General features: G+C 49.4%; 14 protein-coding genes. 2 read left to right on the forward strand and 12 right to left on the reverse strand.

From position 1 onward, the window contains the following. Nucleotides 1-72: 72 nt before the first annotated feature. Together addA and addB are read right to left on the reverse strand one after the other, a co-directional pair. A complete protein-coding gene (addA, locus tag KD909_RS11045) occupies nucleotides 73-3,690 on the reverse strand; it encodes a helicase-exonuclease AddAB subunit AddA (RefSeq protein WP_211781595.1) in 3,618 nt (1,205 codons plus the stop codon). Next, nucleotides 3,668-7,105, reverse strand: coding sequence for a helicase-exonuclease AddAB subunit AddB (gene addB / locus KD909_RS11050; RefSeq protein WP_211781596.1), 3,438 nt, complete (start codon nucleotides 7,103-7,105; stop codon nucleotides 3,668-3,670). The genes addA and addB overlap by 23 nt, the downstream gene beginning before the upstream one ends. A 152-nt stretch (nucleotides 7,106-7,257) precedes the next feature. Between addB and KD909_RS11055 the strand changes: the two genes are divergently transcribed. Both KD909_RS11055 and KD909_RS11060 read left to right on the forward strand, forming a co-directional pair. Next, complete coding sequence (locus KD909_RS11055) at nucleotides 7,258-7,644, forward strand: truncated hemoglobin (RefSeq protein ID WP_031421210.1); 387 nt, start codon at nucleotides 7,258-7,260, stop codon at nucleotides 7,642-7,644. A 55-nt stretch (nucleotides 7,645-7,699) separates the two neighbouring features. Further along, nucleotides 7,700-8,086 (forward strand): hypothetical protein, encoded by a 387-nt coding sequence (locus tag KD909_RS11060; protein ID WP_015880959.1) that lies wholly within the window; start codon nucleotides 7,700-7,702, stop codon nucleotides 8,084-8,086. Nucleotides 8,087-8,114: 28 nt separating this feature from the next. On the opposite strand, the gene KD909_RS11065 is transcribed toward KD909_RS11060, so the two are convergent. The 10 genes from KD909_RS11065 to KD909_RS11110 form a co-directional block, all read right to left on the reverse strand. After that, entirely contained in the window at nucleotides 8,115-8,525 is a 411-nt protein-coding gene (locus KD909_RS11065; protein WP_015880958.1) for a hypothetical protein, read from the reverse strand. Nucleotides 8,526-8,652: 127 nt separating this feature from the next. After that, nucleotides 8,653-11,721, reverse strand: coding sequence for an efflux RND transporter permease subunit (locus KD909_RS11070; protein WP_211781597.1), 3,069 nt, complete (start codon nucleotides 11,719-11,721; stop codon nucleotides 8,653-8,655). A gap of 86 nt (nucleotides 11,722-11,807) precedes the next feature. Then, nucleotides 11,808-12,278 carry a competence protein ComK gene (locus KD909_RS11075; protein ID WP_015880956.1) on the reverse strand — a complete coding sequence of 157 codons (471 nt, stop codon included), beginning with the start codon at nucleotides 12,276-12,278 and terminating at the stop codon, nucleotides 11,808-11,810. Between the two features lie 127 nt (nucleotides 12,279-12,405). After that, a complete protein-coding gene (locus KD909_RS11080) occupies nucleotides 12,406-13,746 on the reverse strand; it encodes a sensor histidine kinase (RefSeq protein ID WP_237708239.1) in 1,341 nt (446 codons plus the stop codon). Between the two features lie 26 nt (nucleotides 13,747-13,772). Continuing rightward, nucleotides 13,773-14,435, reverse strand: a complete 663-nt coding sequence (locus KD909_RS11085; protein WP_015880954.1) for a response regulator transcription factor — start codon at nucleotides 14,433-14,435, stop codon at nucleotides 13,773-13,775. A 312-nt stretch (nucleotides 14,436-14,747) separates the two neighbouring features. Continuing rightward, a complete protein-coding gene (gene copZ, locus KD909_RS11090; protein ID WP_074037662.1) occupies nucleotides 14,748-14,954 on the reverse strand; it encodes a copper chaperone CopZ in 207 nt (68 codons plus the stop codon). Further along, the gene (locus KD909_RS11095; protein WP_211781598.1) at nucleotides 14,951-17,062 is read right to left on the reverse strand and encodes a heavy metal translocating P-type ATPase; all 2,112 of its coding nucleotides are present in this window, start codon (nucleotides 17,060-17,062) and stop codon (nucleotides 14,951-14,953) included. Before KD909_RS11095 ends, copZ begins: the two co-directional genes overlap by 4 nt. 11 nt (nucleotides 17,063-17,073) lie before the next feature. After that, nucleotides 17,074-17,376, reverse strand: a complete 303-nt coding sequence (locus tag KD909_RS11100; RefSeq protein WP_074037664.1) for a metal-sensitive transcriptional regulator — start codon at nucleotides 17,374-17,376, stop codon at nucleotides 17,074-17,076. Between the two features lie 91 nt (nucleotides 17,377-17,467). Beyond that, complete coding sequence (locus tag KD909_RS11105) at nucleotides 17,468-19,015, reverse strand: long-chain-fatty-acid--CoA ligase (RefSeq protein WP_211781599.1); 1,548 nt, start codon at nucleotides 19,013-19,015, stop codon at nucleotides 17,468-17,470. Between the two features lie 100 nt (nucleotides 19,016-19,115). Next, on the reverse strand, nucleotides 19,116-19,589 hold the full coding sequence (locus tag KD909_RS11110; RefSeq protein WP_211781600.1) for a PTS sugar transporter subunit IIA: 474 nt from the start codon (nucleotides 19,587-19,589) through the stop codon (nucleotides 19,116-19,118). Nucleotides 19,590-19,645: the final 56 nt, after the last annotated feature.

A 19,645-nucleotide genomic window follows, 5' to 3' on the forward strand; every position in this document is an offset into this window, starting at 1 on the left:
AATCGAATGTGAATGTGCACATAAGAAAAGAGCAATGTCATATAACTGACATCGCTCTTCATTTATTCACATTTATTTAGTCGACACGGTCACGATTTCTTGTAGATCAAGTGAGTAAATCAAAGTCCGCTCGACTTGGATATCCCAAATCGTCTCGATTGCCTCTCGATATAATTGTAATTGAATCGCATATCGCTCTCGTAACCGCTCATGTGCGTCTTCCCGGGAATCGGATAGATGCGTGACAGCATCCGATTTATAATCCAGGAGCACATACGAGTCCCCATCGAAATACAGACAATCGATAATCCCTTGGATCAAGACATGCTCATCCGTGAAGTGTCCATCCGGATTGACGCGTTCGGCCGGCACCGTGTAGGTGAAAGGTAGCTCTCGCCATGCCGTCCCGCGCTCTAGTGCATCGGCGAGCGCTTGACCCACTTCCGTTTGGAAAAACATCTCGATATCCGGGATGGCGAGGCGTGCTGTCTCTGCCTCGACCGGACTGAGCATCCCTTGCATTTCCCATTGATTGATTTGATCGACAATCGGTTGATTCGGATCAGCCAATTGGAAAATCAAGTGTAACGTCGTCCCGCGCTCCGCACCGGTCTGTTTGACTTGACGCCATTTCGGTTCGCGATAAGGAGTATCGATCGGACGTACCGGATCTTCGAAGGCGGCTTGTTCGAGTTGCATCGCCCGCTTCAGTTCGGTCACCGTCTGTTTCGCCGCCGTACGCACCGCATCCCGTGCAGGGTATTCGTAGGTCAAAGCCCGCTTAACGGCACGAATCGTTTCCTCTTCATTTTGAATAGGAAAATCAATTGCTTCAAATCGCTGGACGTGGTGCAACTGTGCCATCATCTCTTGAAGGGTCGCAATCTCTGCAAGGTCCGCTTCTCCGATGACACGGTAAACCCATGAAGTCGACTCTTGGAAAGTAGAGGGAACCGTGAAGCCGAATGATTCGATAAACGAAGCGGCGCTCGGTAGGCGTAAGAGCGCCGGCGCAATCCAGTCGAGATACGTTTTTGCCTCTCGCCTCGCCTCACTCGCCAATCGATCTCCAGATTGACCGACCTGAAGCCACTGCTGAAGGTGTTTGAGTGGTTCGCCTACCGTTCCCACGAGAATCAATTTTTCTTTCGCTCGTGTCAGGGCCACATAAAGGACGCGCATTTCTTCCGCTTTCATCGTCGCATCTAAATCCCGTCGAATCATCTCTTTCACGAACGTCTCAGATTTCGTACGTGTCACGACGTCAATCGCATCAAGTGAGATGCCGTACTGTTTGTGGAAAATGACACGTTGCATTTGATCGCGTTTATTAAATTGTTTTCCGAGTTGAGCAACAATCGTGACCGGAAACTCGAGACCTTTCGACTTGTGCACGGTCATGATACGAACGACGTTCTCCTCGTCCCCGAGTGACCGCGCCTCTGACAAATCTTCACCGGTGTCCTGTAGACGGTCCATCACGCGTAAGAAGCGATAGAGGCCTCGATAACCACTACGTTCATAGGCGAGTGCCCGGTCATAAAGTGCCTTCAAGTTTTCCTGTCGCCCTTTTCCTCCAGGTAATCCACCTGAGAAGTCATAAAACCCGGTGTCATTGAATAATTGTTGAATCAATTCCGACAAGCTATGATTTCGTGCATAAGTGCGCCAACGGGAGAGACGGTCAAGCATGTCGCCACATTTCATCCCAAGCTCATCATCGTCATCCGCTTTCGCCTTGAGCGCCTCATAGAATGAATCCTCTGATTCAAGTCGAATCCGTGCCAACTCGCTATCATCGAAACGGAACATCGGAGAACGCAGCGCGCCGGCAAGTGGGATGTCTTGAAGCGGGTTATCAATCACTTTCAAAAGTGCAAGGATCATCCGAATCTCGGTCGCTTGAAAATATCCGCCATCCGAGTCGGTGTAGGCCGGAATATTGTACTGTGTCAAAATATCCATCAATTGCTCCACACGTTCCTTTTTCGAACGTACGAGAATCACGATATCGCGATATTCACAGTTTCGGAGTTGACCGGTGGATTCATCCGTCACTTTAAACGGTTCGTCTCCCGATACGAGTTCTAAGATGCGCGTAGCGATCGCCCGTCCTTCTACTTCTTGCTTCGATAACTCACGACTCGCGCCATCGACTAAAATAAACTCGGGGTCCGCCGGAATCGGATCATACTCACGTCCAGGAACAAGTTGGGCCGCCTCATCATATGCGATTTCGCCGACCTCTTCGTCCATGAGTTGGACGAACAAATCATTGATTCCGTAGAGGACTTCGGAACGACTTCGGAAGTTTTGAGAGAGGTCGATCCGTTTCCCTGTGTTCGCCTGTCTAAAGCGCGTCGCCTTATCGATGAAGAGACCCGGTTCGGCATGGCGGAATCGATAAATCGATTGTTTGATATCGCCCACCATAAATAAATTCCCGACTTCTTCTCGTTCATTCGCGACCAGATTGATAATCGTTTCTTGAATCTCGTTCGTATCTTGATATTCATCAACGAGTACCTCAGCGAAGCGTTCTTTATAAAGCGCCGCAACATCGGACGGTCCCCCATCTTGTCGTAAAATGGCGAGCGCATAATGTTCCAAGTCACTGAAGTCGACAAAAGCACGGTCGCGCTTCGCTTGCTCATAGGCTTGGCCGAACGCACGGACCGTTCGAACGAGGGTTTCAACGAGCGGTTGTTGCATCGAGACGCTTTCCAATAAGTCCGCCCCGCTGACTCGAGCCTGTTCCACCGCTGCCGTCAATTTTTTCTTCGCTTGGTCGTAAGCTGGTTTAAGGACCTCGTGGTAAATCTGGTGCTCCTCTTTTTTCGGAACAGCCTTCATCGTGCCAAACTTCATCGCACGAGCCGCCGTCTCGAGTTCACTCCAAACAATGGTCTCCCCTTCAAGCTGTTCGAACGGAAAAATCGCTTGCCGGATGTTTTCAGACTGTGGCTCATACCCGGCGACCCGAAGCTCCGCTTCAAGTTTCCGAAGATCCCGTACGGCTTTTTCGATGTCATGCCAGAGCATCTGTCCAAACTCAATCAAGATTGCTTCCTCATCAGGATCTTCTCCGAACGTATACATGGAAACGAGTTTGTCTAAATAAGCATCAGGATTTGGGAGAGTGCGCGCATAGTGATATAAGCCAAGAATCAAATCCTCGATTTCACTGTCACCACGGTCTGACGTATACGCATCGACAAGAGCGAAGAAGTCGGTATCCTGTTTCCCGTACTCTTCCTCAAGCACTTCTTCTAAGACATCATCCTGCAACAGAACGAGGTCCCGTTCTTCCGCAATCTTAAACGCGGGATCCAAATCTAATAGGTAGTAGTTCTCACGAATCACCTCTAAACAGAACGAATGGATGGTCGTGATGAGCGCGCGGTTCAACATTTGCCGCTGTTTTCGGACATATTCATTTGTCGGGTCGTCGCGTAACGCCTCTTCAAGTGCCTTTGCGATTCGTCGTTTCATCTCTGCCGCTGCCGCGTTCGTAAAGGTGACGACGAGCATCCGGTCTGCCGTGAGTTCATCCGTTTCATCAAGCAATCGACTAGACAACCGCTCGACAAGGACTGCCGTCTTTCCGGACCCTGCCGCAGCCGAGACGAGCACGTGACTCCCTCTCGCTTCAATCGCGGCGAACTGATCATTCGTCCATTTCACGGTCATCGCCTCCTAACTCCTGAAATACTTCTTCTTTCTCGAGCTTCTTCAATTTACGTGGCGCATTCGAGAGCGCTTCGTCAAAATGACAGACACTCTGATACGGGCACGTCTGACACGGGCGCCGTTCTTTATATTCATAAGGTTCAACGTCAATTTTTCCTTTGTACATCTCCTCGGCACTTGCTTTGACAACGTCGAACGCATGGTCCATCAACTGTTCGAGCTGAGGAGGGGTCACAATCTTCTTCAAAGTGTTGGCGTCAGGGGTACCATCTTTTTTATATTTGACCGGGATGACAATCGATTTTTTAGATGAGCCTTTCGCCGAGCGGTCCATCATCTCTAAAATTTCCGGGTCATCTACTAATAGCCCTTGCATCTGGTACGACTCCAATACTTTTTGACGCGTCTCTTCTTCAGAACCCGCAGGTGGAACGAGTGGTCGGTGCACGTGGAAATAGAGCGCCGCCGCAGGTGCCACGTTCTCTTTTGTCCACACCTCTGCCTGCTCAATCAACACCTTCAAATAGATGAGCATCTGCATCGCCAGACCGTAATAAATTTCTGCAAAGTCGACTTCACGTTTACTCGACTTATAGTCGACGATTCGGACGTATAACTGGTCGTGGACCATCGCAGTGTCCACACGGTCGATTCGACCGACCAGTTCACATGTCGCCCCGTTCGATAAAGTGAACGAAACGGGTGGAAATTGTCCGCTTCCGAATGCGAGTTCAAACGCTTCCGGGTCAAAGCCGTCTCGTTTTGATTGTTCAATCAACACTTCTGCCGTCTTACTGACGACGTCCGTCAATTTTTTCTTTAAGTAGGCGTAACGATTCGAACTCATCAAGATGGCATGCTGAATCTCTGGGGTCACGAGCTCGACCGCCTGCTCCGCTAAATTGGAGCACTCGTCCGGGGTGACATCTCGCCACTCCTTTCCGTCCATCTTCACCGTCTGCGACATATGTTCGATAGTACGGTGATACAGATTCCCAATATCCGGGGCCTCGAGCCGGTACAATCGTCGTTCCTTCAGACGCAAGCCATAACTTGCGAAATGTTTGAACGGACAGGCTTGGAATGTCTCGAGACGTGAAACACTCGCCCGAATCGACGGAGTATATAAGGATTTTGCGACACGATCATCTAACGATTCCGGGATGTTTTGATAGAAGAGCGCGCTCGTCAACAACTGGAGACGTTCCCGTCCATCCGGATGCTTCAACAGTTCATTATAGACAGCAAACCACATATCTTGAATCGGATAATGACGACTCAACCGCTGAAGTTCAAGTGCCGTTACCGCCGCCGTCTGGTTCACATTCGTCAAGAAGGCGAATTGATCACGCGGTCGGTGCTCACCTGCTTCAGCAAAATGAGTCTTGACGACGTTTTGATGAAGTCGCGCCTTCAAGTCAGCGATAAAGCGCGCCGGTTGAACGGCTTTCCCCGTTCTGTCGACTAAGGCGTAGCTAATGTATAACCGCTCGCTCGGTGCCGTCACAGCCTTGTATAAGTAATACGTTTCATCATCGAACAAGTGCTCTGTCGCCTTACCGGCACGAAGTCCATTCTCGTGCATGAAATCCAAATCTTGATCGGTCAACAGCTTCGACTGGGTCGTGACAAGAGGAATTTGATCTTCATTCGCCCCGAGCAGGAAGACGACTTTCTTATCAATCAATCGACCACGCACATAGTCCGTTATCGTCAATTGATCAAGCGAAGGTGGAATGAGCGCATAACGAAGACTATCTAGTCCGGTGTCCATCATCTGTAGGAACAAGTCCGTCGACAACGTCTCTTCCGGAGCTGCAGCCTCTAGCTGTTCGAGCAAGTGCAAGACCGCGTCCCATACTTGGGTATGCTCACGCGCTTCGAGTAGTTCCGCCTCTTCAATCGCCTCATCGCGCCAATGCGTCAGACAGTCTGAAACACCGACCCGCTCTAGAAAGGCATACATGGCGTGCGTATAAGCCTGCATCGTCTTCGCCTGTTTCAAATCCGATAGCAGCGGATCAAACGTTTCGATGACACGCTCCCGCGATCGATTCAGCTCAGCCTCAATATCAAGTTCTTCGCTCGTGAGTCGCGCTTCTTCCCCGGAACGACGTCGCAATTGCCATTCGTCATGCCAATGATAATGTTTGATCCCCCGCTCGATGACGAACGCTTCAAGCCGGTCAACGGACGTACGACGATGCACCGGATCGAGGACGACGAGTTCTGTTTTCAGGGCACGGAACACGGACTCTTCCCGGTATCCACGTAAAGCAATCTCAATCGTCGCTTTCAACAGTTCGACGAGCGGGTGGTCGAGCATCGGTTGCCGTTCATCAAGGAAGTATGGCAGTCCCATCTTTTGGAGCGCCTGAGATGCCAAATCACCATATTCGTCGAGTGAGCGTGACACGAGCGCGATATCCCGATAACGATACCCTTCTTCACGTGTCAGACGGATGACTTCTCGAACCGCCGCCTCCACCTCAACGGTCCGGTCGACTGCGGCATGTAAATCAATCCGATTCTCTGAACCAGTGTAAGGTTCCGCCGTCAATTGGTCGAATGTGGCCTCAAGGTAACGGAGACTCGGATGCGTGTAACGATAGACGGTATCATACAGCTCGTCTCGAGAAGGAATCTGCCGTTCTGCCAACAGTTCTTTGAAACGCATGAGCGTCCGTTGCGTCGGTCCAAACAATGGATTGAGGCGATACAAGGAGACAGGATCGATTGTCAGCAACACATCGACATCGACCTTCTCTGCGAGTGCAACGAGCACCGCCAACTCCTGCTCTGAAAACTCGTTGAATCCGTCCACATAGACACGTACATCCGTCAAATCTGTCTCCGGAATAATTTGCAGCATGACGTTGAAATAGTCTTCTGCATGGAGTGACTTGCCTTCCGTCATCTTTAAAAATCCTTCATAGATGATGGAAAGGTCCTGTAGCTTCAGAGCACGGTGCTGCGCCTGTTCGCTTAACCGCAACAAATGTTCCGGTTCAACAAGCCCTCGCTTCAACATCGAGATCAATTGGTTCAATTCTTCATAAAATCCGAACTGATTCATCGTACGGCGGAACAAGGTCAATCGTTCTTCGCTCATCTCGACGACCCTCCGTAACAACAAATGGGTCCCCGTCTGGTCTAAGAATTGATCTGTCGCTACGCCGGCATCTCGCATCATCAAAAAGGCGAGACGACGCATCGAAAGGACTTGAATGCGCGTCGAGCCATGCAAACCATCGACTGTCGCCATTTTCTTTTCCATCTCAAACGACATTTGGTCCGGTACAATCATATAAATCGTCGGTCCGCTCGGGTTTTGTTTCAGTTCTTGAATGACCTCATGGATCATTTGTTCACTTTTTCCCGTCCCCGATCGACCAACGTGAAAGGTCACTGTCATTTTAGCGAACACTCCTTCCCTTTTTTCTTCATTATGAACCATCCCTAAGCATTTGTAGAGGGAAACCTCTTCTATACCTTATCCAAAAAAGTAGTAGCCTACATCATTCCCTTTTTCGATTGAAATCGATTAGACTGAACGTATGAGGGGGAATGTATGTGAGTGCCTATGAACAATTTGGAGGCGAACGTGGTGTACAACAACTCGTTGACGCGTTTTATGACCTCGTCTATGCCGACCCAATTTTACTTCCACTATTTCCGGAAGATCAAGATCGAGTCAAACAGCACCAATTTGAATTTTTAACACAGTTGCTCGGCGGTCCAAAGTTGTATTCTGAACGTCGTGGCGGTGGAAACTTGGCGATGATTCATCATGAGCATCCCATTTCCGAGACACATGCAGGCCATTGGCTTGGATGCATGGAACAGGCGCTCAAGACCGTGGATGCCCCGGAATCGATCAAGCGTCAGCTATTTCAACGGTTGATCATGTCATCTTCGAACGTCGTCCGTGTTTGTTCGCATCATTTTGAGTAGTCACAACTATAAAAAGTGGGTATGATAGGAAAGTAAGCAAAGGAGGTCGTTTCACATGACAGAAGAAGAAAAAAAAGAAGTCGTCTCATCTGAGGAAGAGACGGAAGAAAAAGAAGAAACGGTAGTCCTCGCCGACGCGCTTGATGAAGCTAATGAAGCTGCTGAAGCAGAAGAAGATGAGGACGATGATGAGGATCAGCCCGAAGAGAAGAACATGGACCACATCAAAGGCGTCTTCAACTACGATCATGAAAATGGTCGTGAATACCGTGTCGTCTTTTACAACGATCGCAAAAACTTAGTGTTCCGTGAACTCGGTAACGGCAAGGTTGAATTTGTCGGCCGCTTCTCGGATGATGCATACGATGAAGAGAATGAAGCAGAAATGCGTGAACTCGGGCAACGTGAACTCGAGCGCATCCTCGCTGAACGCTTCAATTAAAAAAATCGCCGAAATTTCGGCGATTTTTTTAATTTTTCTTATTCCGTTTCTTTTTACGGAGTGCATAGGCGACACCGGCAATCCCACCGACGACCGCGAGTCCGGCAACGACCGGAACGAGAACACGTTTCGTCGGAATCATCTCTTTCACACGTTCATATGGCGTTGGTGTCGAGAATTCTAATTGTACGGCTGTATCACCATGTCCATGTGCCCGCGCCTTGCGTGATGCATCCGTGACGACCACACGTCCCGTCGTCCAACGACGATTGCCGTACTCGTCTACGTACGGGCGACGTACACGTTTCACATCACGTACCATCTTCCCACGTGCGCGATCTGGTCGAACGACGCGTTCACTCGACCACGAACGGCTCCCGGTCACACTGTACGCTGGTCGTACTTTGCGGCGATTGAGCCAAGTATATGAATCGTTCATCTTCAATTCCCTCCCATACTGTTCAAAACCTCTCTTCTAATTATACCCATACAACATCACACAAAACATGTGACAAATGGTTCAAAAAAAGATGTGACACCATACGGCATCACATCTTCAAGCTAAATCATTCTGTAAATGGTTTGTCCTTATGACGACGTTTCGCCAAAATCAGGTAGTACGCCGGAACAAGAACGAGAGTCAATACAGTCGAGAATAGAATACCCGATACGATGCCGATCGCAAGCGGTTTGAAGAGCGGGTCTTCCCCAAGTGCGACTGGTAAGAGGGCAACGACTGCCGTGAGCGCCGTCAAGAGAATCGGACGAATCCGAGCGCGCCCTGCTTCGTAAACGGCGGTCGTGACCGGTAATCCTTCACGAATGCGTTGTTCGATAAACTCGAACAGGACGACTGCGTTCCGGACGACGATTCCCGCAAGCGAGACCATCCCCATCGATGCCATGAAACTGAACGGTGTCTGAGTCACGAACAATCCGACGACCGCTCCAGCGATCGCGAGATAGATTGTGAACAAGACGAGTAATGGCAACGAGAGTGAGTTGAACTGGAATGCGATGATCAAGTAAATCAAGAACAAGACGACGACGAACAATGTCGCAAGCTCTAAGAAGAACTCGTTCTGCGTGTCGCTCGCACCGGACTGGTCGAACGTGATCCCTTCATCCTCTAACCCCGACTTCGCATCATCCAACACCTGCTCGACATCTTGTTTAAATGCCTCTTCATCCGTGCCTTCGCTTGCATAGATTTGGAGTGTGACCGAGCGCTCCCCGTTCTCACGAGGAATCTGCTGAATTTGTTCCGTCGTCGTTTCCGTCACGAACGTACTAAGTGGTGCAACAGGTGGACCTGCTTCTGTTTCGACAGGAACTAAAATCTCGTCAAGGGCGAGTGCTTCGCGGTTCGCCTCTGCATCAATGACGATTTTCACGTCACGCTGTTCTACCCCGTCATCGAATGTACCAATTGGAACACCGTCTGTGACGAGACGAATTTGATCACTGATTGTTTTAGCCGTCACGCCGGCCTGTGCCATTTCCTCACGATTCAATTCGTATGTGAGTGTTTGGAACGGTTCTTTAATATTATCGAGGACGATGGCCCCGTCAATCTCTTCAAGGTCGGCTTTCACTTGGTCACGTGCAGCCACGAGTTGATCAATCGTCTCGCTGCGCATCGTGAATTCGACAGGTGCGGATGCCGGCGGTCCTTGTTGTTGCGTATCTAAGAAGATTTCGGCGTCCGGATAGTCTTCACGCAACACGTTCGTATACTTATCAATCAATTCGATGGCATCGATTGATTCGTTGTCGACACGAACGACCACTTGCCCCGTGTTTTCACCAGACTGATCGAGTCCACCCGTGAATAAACCAGGGAGACCTCCTCCGGCGAAGACGGATGTTTCCACGACACCCTCTTCTTCTTTGAATCTCGCTTCAATTTCTTCAAGACGTGTCTCTGTCTCTTCCAAATCCGTTTGAACGGGGAAGGTCACACTCGTCACGACTTCCGGACGGTTCGCGGCTGGGAAGAACTCAAAGGGCGTGAGTAAAATCAAACCGTACAATGCAGTCGTGATGACAAATCCGACAATTCCAAACGTCCACGGACGCTTCGCGACACTCGGTAAGAGACGGTCGGCGTAGAAATTACTGAGTCGGTTAAGCGGTCCGCCGAGCCAACCTGGTTCACGTTTTGATACTTTTACTTCTTTACGATTCAACCAATACTGCGCAATCGGTACGAGCGTCAAACTGATGACCATCGAGGCCAAGACAGAGAGGGCTAGCACCGTCGGCAAGGCGCGAATGAAGTTACCGTTTGCGCCCGATAGCAAGGTGAGCGGAAGGAAAGCAAAGACGACCGCGAGTGTCGACGTGACGATCGAGCCCCATACCTCTTTCGTTCCTCGGACTGCTCCAAGCATCGCCGAGTCTCCGTTACGATACCGTCGTAAGATGTTGTCGTTGACGACAATCGCATCATCAACCAAAATCCCTAAGGCGATGATTGCCCCGATAATCGAGATTTGGTTCAAATCGACCCCGGTAAACTGTAACGGAATCAAGGCGATCAAGAATGACAACGGAATTGCCAGACTGACGATAATGGAGCCAGAGAATGTTAGACCAATCGTCGTCACGGCAATGACAGCAATGATGGCGACAATAAATTCACGCGTCAGCGATGAGAAGATCGCATCGACCGCTTTTGCCTGCTCATAATATGGAACGAGCTCAAAACCGTCTAAGTCTCCAAGACCATCTTCGACTACCTCGTTGACACGGTCTTGCATCGTTGGAATATCCAAGCCCGACTCAATCGGAACTGTAATCGAAACAGCCGGCTTTCCGTCTAATGAAACGAGATCGGTTTCACTTTTCGCTGTCTCTTCGACCGTCCCGACATCTGCTAGTAAGACCGGTTCCCCATTGAATGAGCCGACGATGACTTGCTCCATATCGTCTACATTCGTCAAGTTATCGATTGCCAGTTGATAAATCCCCTCTTCAGTCGATTGACGGCCGAGCGGTGTCGTCTTGTATTCTTCGTTAATGGCCGTCAATACGTCCGGGAAGGCAAGCTGACGTGAACTCAGCTCTTCCGAGTCAAGTGACACGACATACTCCTGCTCTGGTAACCCTTTGATCGTGACTCCCGTCACGCCATCCGTTCGCAGAAGTTTCGACTCTAATTGTTCGATGTCTGATCGAACATCCTCGAACGACTCACGATCGTCTGCTGTCAATAAGTACGATGCGACAGGTAGCTGCCCGAGTGAATCATTGACCGTTGGCGCGAGCGCGTTTTCAGGAAGTTTAGGCGTCGCATCCGACAACGCTTGTCGAACGTTCGCCTGAAACTCTGCCTGATCGGTGCCATCCGCATACTCGACCGTGATGTTCGAGAACTCTGAAGCCGAGATCGACGTCACGTTCTCCACGCCTTCTAGACTACGCAGTTCTTCTTCTAATACACCGGTAACACTTCGTTCAACCGTTTCCGCTGTCGCACCAGGATACGGTGTTTGAACGAGCACGATATTGATCCCGGTTTCCGGAATCTCACGTTTAGGGAGCTGGAAGAACGTCAGCACGCCCACGACGATTGCGACGAGAAGAAACACGATAACCAGTTTCCCTCGCTCAATCATTTTTTCAAAAAACATAAAAACCCCTCGCTTTCGGAAGATGTGCAAATACACATATGATATCTCTTCTTCATCATAGAGGGGTTTGTCATTGAATTCAATCCTTAAGCGTGTTGCAATGTGCTGTCATGGAAACGTTTTTGAAAAGCGTACGATAATTCGATTGACCGTTGTTTTTGTCTCGACACGGTATGGTCGGACACGTGAACCTTGACCGATTCCCCCGTCAAAAACTGAATGAGAGTCTCTTTTCCGTCTTTCTTGATGGCCGTCACGTGTTGAAAGTTGATCCACGCACAATCTGGACTTTCTTTGGCAATCGTCGGAAAGAAGACGGCATCCGCATGCCAATCCATGACGACCGGTGTCTTTCGATGTGGTCCGAGGACGTGTCGCGCTGCCTCGATTCGACCTTGAATGCTCGACCCGTAGTATAGACACGCGTGTTCTAATAAGTCGATTGGCGACCCTTTTACTCGCATGACGCCTTCTGGTTGATACACAAGTGTTTCCGCTTCGCCAAACTCGTTAAATACAGGAATTAAAGCTCTCGTTTCATTGGTCAATCTGCTCATCTTTTCATCCCCCATAACGTATGTAATGACTTACATGTCATTCATACCAGGATTCGATGCGCCCCGCAAATCGGCTTTTGTCTATTTCCCATGAAAAAACCAGCCGTTTCCTGGCTGGTTTTGAAAATCAAGCATTCGAATTTAAAGGTTGGTTCGACTTGAGTCGGGGAAAGTAAAATCGCACTGCTGTTCCGTCTCCTGTATTTCGTAGAGACACTTCCCCTGTGTGAAGTGTCACAATTCGCTGCACAATGAACAGACCGAGTCCGAACTTCCCTTGCTTCCCTCGAGAGAATTGGTGGAACAAGTCTAAACTCTCATCAACTGGCGGCCCATCGTTAAAGATGGTGATTTCCACGCCAGCGTCATCTTGGTGGAGGTCGATACGAATGCAAGATTCCGCGTAACGGAGTGCATTGTCGAGCACGTTCTCAAATGCGACCCGGATCTGTTCCCCATCGCCAAGCATCTCGCCGCCTTCGCCATTGATTTCCCAATCGAGCTGGCCTCTAAGTTTGAAGCGCGCGACGAGCAGTTCCATCAACTTGTCGAGATTGATTGGTTCGAGTTTCATTTCTTGTCCTTTGAAATATTCAAGTTTTGTAACGTACAACAAATCGACGACTTTCTTCTCGAGTCGAGACGCTTCCTCATCAATGACCTCGGCAGAACCTTTCAAATCTCCTGTCGGATAAATCCCATCCCCAATCGACTGGGCATATCCACGAATGACCATGATCGGTGTCTTTAAGTCATGGGATATGTTTTGAAGCAAAGCCTGTTGTGCCAGGTCTTGCTCTTTCAACTCTTTTCGCATGGCATCAATCGAATGGGCCAATTGGCCGAGTTCATCTTGACGATCTAGTGGTAAAGCCGTCTCCCATTGCCGGTTCGAAATCTTCTCAACGGCCCGTTCCATCTCCACGATCGGTTTCGTCAATTGCCGCGACATCAATAAGGCGGGGATAAGCGATAAGAGACTGATGATACCTATCAGAATCGATATTCGCAAATATAATGTCGACACCAACTCACGACGATAGGCATCCCATGCGTAAGAGGCTTGATACACAATCGTTCCATCGTATTCATTTTGACGAATGATGTAATAGACGTCCTCTCCGTCAATCGTAGTCTGATACCGTTCGACCTGACCACTTTGATTTAACGCTTCCTGATACATGCGGTTCGTCAATTCAAGCGGTGCCGATCCGTAGATGATCCGTCCGTTCGGGAGAAAGATCAATTGGTTGACCGAACGGGACTCTTGTTGGCGTCGATCATACTCAATCGGGTTTTGGGGATAATTCTCTAACTCATTCGTGTTCCCTAAATAATAGTCCACATCTCGTAACGTCTCATACACTTGTTCATCGATAAACTGGGTGATGGATGAACGGACCGTAATCAAAATCATGAGCGCAAGCGTCACGATGATGAGTAAGATGAGCACCCAAATCTTCCACATGAGACGTTTCGGTTTAAGCGCATCCATCATGGTCTGACGAGACGGTAACCGATACCGTAAAGCGTTTCGAGCTCGAGACGGTGTAATTTTTTCCGGACACGACGCACCAAGTCATCGACGACGCGGTCCGACCCGAAATAGTCGTTCCCCCAAACACCTTCTAGAATCTGCTCACGTGACAAGGCAGAGCCCGGATGCTCGAGGAAGAGTAGCAGTAAATCGAATTCTTTCGAAGTCAAATCGATTTCTTCATCTCCGTGCTTGATCAGACGTTTATCCGGATAAATGGTGTACTCTCCGTATTCGATATGCTCGTTCGACTTCGAACCGTAGACACGATCAATCAATTTTTTGACACGGATGACAAGCTCCCTTGGAAGGAACGGTTTGGCGATGTAGTCATCCGAACCCATCTCGAGTCCGATGATTTTGTCGATATCCTCATCGCGCGCCGAGATGAAAATCGTCGGCGTATTGGCATTGACGGCTTTGATTTGTTTCAATAATTGGAAGCCATCCAAGTCTGGCAACATGATATCGAGCACCCACAAATCCGGTTGATCTGGAATCGCTTCTTGTGCAGATGTCCCATCCGCAAATGAGCGAACGTTGTATCCTTCCTGTTCTAGATACGTGACGAGCATTTTATTTAAGTTTGCTTCATCGTCGACTAAGTAGATTGTATACATTCAAGTCACCTCAACACGTTTTTTCTCATCATATCAAACAATTGTCGTGAAATGATGGGAAAGAAATGAAGTCAAAGAAAAAAGAAGGTCACGAAATCGCACCTTCTTCAGCGTACTGAATTTGTTCGTAACTGTTGCGTCAAAAATGCCGCGCCCCCACTAATCATCGCCAACACTCCACTGATCATGATCAATTCCATGATGTCCGCCTCCCGTTGATACCGATTCTCATTATCAACTTAAATATAGCACACATCCTTTTCGTTGAATACCACAAAAAAAGTCCCGATTTCACTCGGGACTTATGCATCGTTATGCTTTTACGTCATATCCTTGTTCCTCGACTGCCTCCACCATCGTCTCAAGCGAGACAGAATCTTGATGGATCACGTCGACTCGATGCTCTTGAAGCGATACCGTCGCTGATTCGACACCATTCAATTCATTTAATGCTCCTTCAACGGCAGCTTTGCAATGATTACATGTCATACCTTCTACGGTTAACGTTGTTTCTTTCATGATGATGATCCTCCTTGTGTTTTTAATCGTAATGCGTTCAAGACGACAGACACCGAACTGAACGCCATCGCTGCTCCAGCAATCCATGGGGCAAGTAACCCTGCTGCAGCGACCGGGATACCAAGACTATTATAGGCAAGGGCCCAAAACAAGTTTTGACGAATGTTCTTCATCGTCAAACGACTCATATTCATCGCTCGACTCACGCCCTCAATGTCTTGCCCTACAATTGTAACATCCGCCGCCTCGAGTGCGACATCCGTACCGCTCCCGAATGCGATCCCAACGTCCGCCACCGCAAGTGCCGGGGCATCGTTCATGCCGTCCCCTACCATGGCAACGCGACCGGATTGTTTCAAGCGTTCGATTTGGTCCGCCTTTTCAACCGGAAGGACTTCGGCAATCACTTGATGATGAGGGATGCCAAGTTCGTCGGCAATCGCGTAGGCGACTTCTTTCCGGTCACCCGTCAAGACGTACACGTCACGCGTTTGACTAAGGGCTTGCACGACTTCACGACTTTTCGGTTTCAATTGATCTTGTAGCCCGAACGCCGCGACAATCCCGCTCTCATCCGCAACGTAGACCGGGGTCATCGCCCGCATCGACCAATCTGGCAAGTTGTATCCGAGCTCTTCCATCATTCGAACAGACCCGATGATGAGTTCTTTCCCATCAACGACCGCTTTGACTCCTCGTCCGGCTAACTCTTCCACTTTCGTCACGACACCGTCGCCGACTTCCCGACCGATAGCAGCTGCCAAAGGATGCGTCGATTGTCGTTCTGCCATGACGGCACGGCGGAGCATCGCTTCATCTCCGAACGTTTCCACCACTTCCGGTGTCCCGTTCGTCAATGTCCCTGTCTTATCAAAAACAACGATGTTTGATTCATTGAGTGATTCGAGTTGCCCCCCACCTTTGAACAACACACCTTGTTCTGCCGCTCGTCCCGTTCCGACCATGATCGATGTCGGCGTTGCCAAACCGAGGGCACACGGACAGGCGATGACAAGTACGGCAATCGATGCCCGAATGGCCGTATCGATATCATTTAATAGGAATGCCCAGACCGCGAATGTGAGGGCACTGATGGCTACGACAATCGGCACGAAGACACCCGAGATGCGGTCAGCCTGACGTTGAATCGGGGCCTTATCTGTTTGTGCCTGTTCGACGACACGTACGATTTGAGCGAGCATCGTCTCTTTCCCGACTCGTTCCGCCCGCATGAGAATGCGATGAGACTGATTGATTGTTCCGCCGACAACTTCGGCGTCGACAGTCTTTTCTGACGGAATCGATTCCCCTGTCAACATCGATTCATCAATGACCGTCTCTCCCTCGATGATTCGTCCATCGACCGGAATTTTCTCTCCCGGACGCACGACGAGAATGTCTCCTACTTTGACGAGTTCGACAGCGACAGACCGTTCTTCACCGTCAACGAACAGGATGGCTTCTTTCGCCTGAAGCGACAGGAGTGATTTCAACGCATCGGTCGTCTTCTCTTTCGCTCGTCCTTCTAACCACTTTCCGAGTAAGACGAGCGTGATCAGGACGGCACTCGTCTCAAAATAGAGATGCGGATTCATCGGGTGCACAATCATTTCAAAAATGGAATAGAAGTATGCGGCCGACGTCCCCGTCGCGACGAGCACGTCCATGTTCGCCGAACCGCTCTTCAAGCTCTTATATGCCCCTTGATAAAACTGCGCCCCAATCCAAAACTGAACAGGTGTAGCCAAGGCGAATTGCCACCATGGGTTCATCAGCCATGGTGCATGAAATCCGAGTCCCGGGATATGTGTTAACATGACGAGGAGTAATGGGGCCGACAACAGTGCAGAGATGATGACCTTCCGCTGTAATGGACGTAAGTCATGCGGTGGTGCCATCTCTACTTTCGGCTCGGCTCCATATCCGATTTTCTCAATCCGCGCGATCAGCTCTTCTTCTGTAATGCCTTCATCGACACGAATGGTCGCCGACTCGAGCGGAAGGTTGACCGTCGCTTCAACTCCGTCCATCTTGTTCAACACTTTTTCAATCCTTGCCGAACAAGCCGCACAGGTCATTCCTTGTATGGATAACTCAACGGTTTTCATGAAATCCCTCCTTATTTTTTGATGCGGCTGACAATCGTCATCAATTCATCAATGTAAGGTTCCATGTTTTCCGTCTCGCTTGCGTGAACCAAACACTTGCGCATATGACGTTCTAACAATTGCATCTCGACTTGCTTCAGAGCGGCCTGAATGGCTGACGTCTGAGTCAAAATATCGACACAATAGCGGTCGTTCTCGACCATTTTTTGAATCCCTCGGACTTGTCCTTCGATTCGTTTTAGACGTTTCCCGAGCGCCTCCCGTTCAGCATCATCACGCGGAACGAGTGGTTGGTCATGCATAAATTCTTCCATTGTGATCACCTCACCATTAATATACCCCTACCCCGTAACAGTGTCAAATAAAGAGAATATAAAAGAGCGACACGAGGTCGCCCTTCTCTACTCAACTATTTTGAAACGCTTCGCTCTTCAAGACCGTTCGTAAAATCTTTCCGGTCGTGTTTCGCGGAAGTTCCTCGATGATCTCAATATAGGTCGGTTGCTTATATTTCGCCAACTTTGTTTGTGTGTAAGCACGAATGTCCTCTTTCGTCACATTTTCATGTTTCGTGACGACGAATGCCTTCACCGCTTCTCCTTGTTCCGCATCCGGCACACCAATGACGGCAGCTTCGACGATATCCGGATGTTGATACAATACTTCCTCTACCTCACGAGGGTATACGTTATAGCCCCCAACGATGACCATATCCTTCTTCCGGTCGACGATATAGAAGTAACCATCCTCGTCACGTCGCGCCAAATCGCCCGTATAGAGCCATCCGTCCCGAAGTGTCATCATCGTCTCTTCCGGTAACTTGTAATACCCTTTCATGACGTTCGGTCCACGTACAATCAATTCCCCGACTTCACCGACGCCGACTTCTTCCCCAAGCTCGTCGACGACTTTATTTTCGACGTGAACGATTGAAGGGCCGATCGATCCGGCTTTTCGCTCGCCATGGAGCGGGTTGAAGCAGGTAACCGGTGACGCCTCCGACAGACCGTATCCTTCAAGAATTTTGCACTCGAACATCTGCTCAAACGACTCGAGCAACTGAACCGGTAAGCTTGCCCCTCCTGAGACGAACACGCGGACATGCTTCAATGCAGACGTGTAGGCCGGTACTTTCATCGCCGTCTGTAACAAGAAGTTGTACATCGTCGGCACACCGGCAAATAACGTCACACGGTGCTTTGGTACTAGATCGAACACATCTTGTGGTGAGAACTTCGGTAAGATGACAATCGTCGCCCCTCGAAGGAGTGGTGCATTGACGATGACCGTCAAACAGAAAACGTGGAACATCGGCAATGCCGCCAATGCCTTATCCTCTGGAGTGATGTCTAAATACTCCCCGATTGAATGTGCGTTTGAGAACAAGTTTCGATGCGTGAGCAGAGCCCCTTTCGGTTTTCCGGTCGTCCCACTCGTATAGAGGATGACTGCAACTTCATCCTCGTCGACTTCGATGAACGTCCCTTCTGCTTCGGCAAACGCTTCTACGAATGGGATGAATTCAATCGCCCCTTCCCGCTTCAATGCTGGAACATCGGCATATGGAACGGAAATCACGAGTTTTAAGTGAGGCAACTTCGTGAGTGCCGCTTCCGCCTGCGCGACGAGCGGTGATAAGCCAACGATTCCCTTTACATCCCCATCAAGTAGAATGTAGGCCATTTCATCAGGCGTGTATGTAGGGTTGATCGGAATGACGACCCCTCCACGTGACAACACTGCGAAATATGCAATTAGGAACGCAGGACTATTTCCGAGAACGAGAGCGACGTGATCGCCTTGTCCAATCCCTTTTTGCTCAAGCGTCGACGCCATCGCCTTGACTTGCCCATAAAACTGTCCGTAACTCACCGTGTCTTCCCCAAACACATACGCTGCTTTCTGCGGGTGAGCAATCACTACTTCTTGTAGTGACTTGACTAAGTTTGCCATGGTAATCCCCCTTTAAATGAATGATGATTCACTTTTGAGCCATAAAAAAGAGCACGTTGTCCGCGCTCTTTTCAATTACTTCTATTGTACATGAAATGTTTCAATAAGAAAACGCTTCCAAAAAGTTCGTCTGCAAGTGGAACAATCCGGCTCGACTTTTCACATGGACGAGCGCTTGAAGGGATTCATCATCCATGAGCAAATCATCAATCAGTTTATGATAGCCTTGTTTTTTTGATTCATTCGTAGCCGTAATGAATAATATCGCTTTCGCTTGAATCGTCTCTCCCGTGATGGTTTTTACTTCACACGTGTTCAACAGATGAAGAAGGGAAATACCGTCTCGTTTCGCTATGGAGATAGGAACATCAATGACCGCAACCGGCACAGCGACATCACTTACCCCGGAAGGAATGATCGATTCTTGATCGAGAACGACTCGCGTAAATGAAGAACTGACCATGCCTTTTCGTTCTAATTCAAGACCTACCGCCATCATCGCACGTTCAAATGTCGATTGTTCTGTCACCCACATCCGACTCGGGTCCATCCATTCACTGAGCCTTCGATACATAGTGATTCCTCCTATTTTTGATCAGCCTCTACGAAAGCGCTTGCACAAATTATGAT

It is taken from the genome of Exiguobacterium sp. PFWT01 (genome assembly GCF_018255795.1).
In the GTDB taxonomy this organism is placed as follows: domain Bacteria; phylum Bacillota; class Bacilli; order Exiguobacteriales; family Exiguobacteriaceae; genus Exiguobacterium.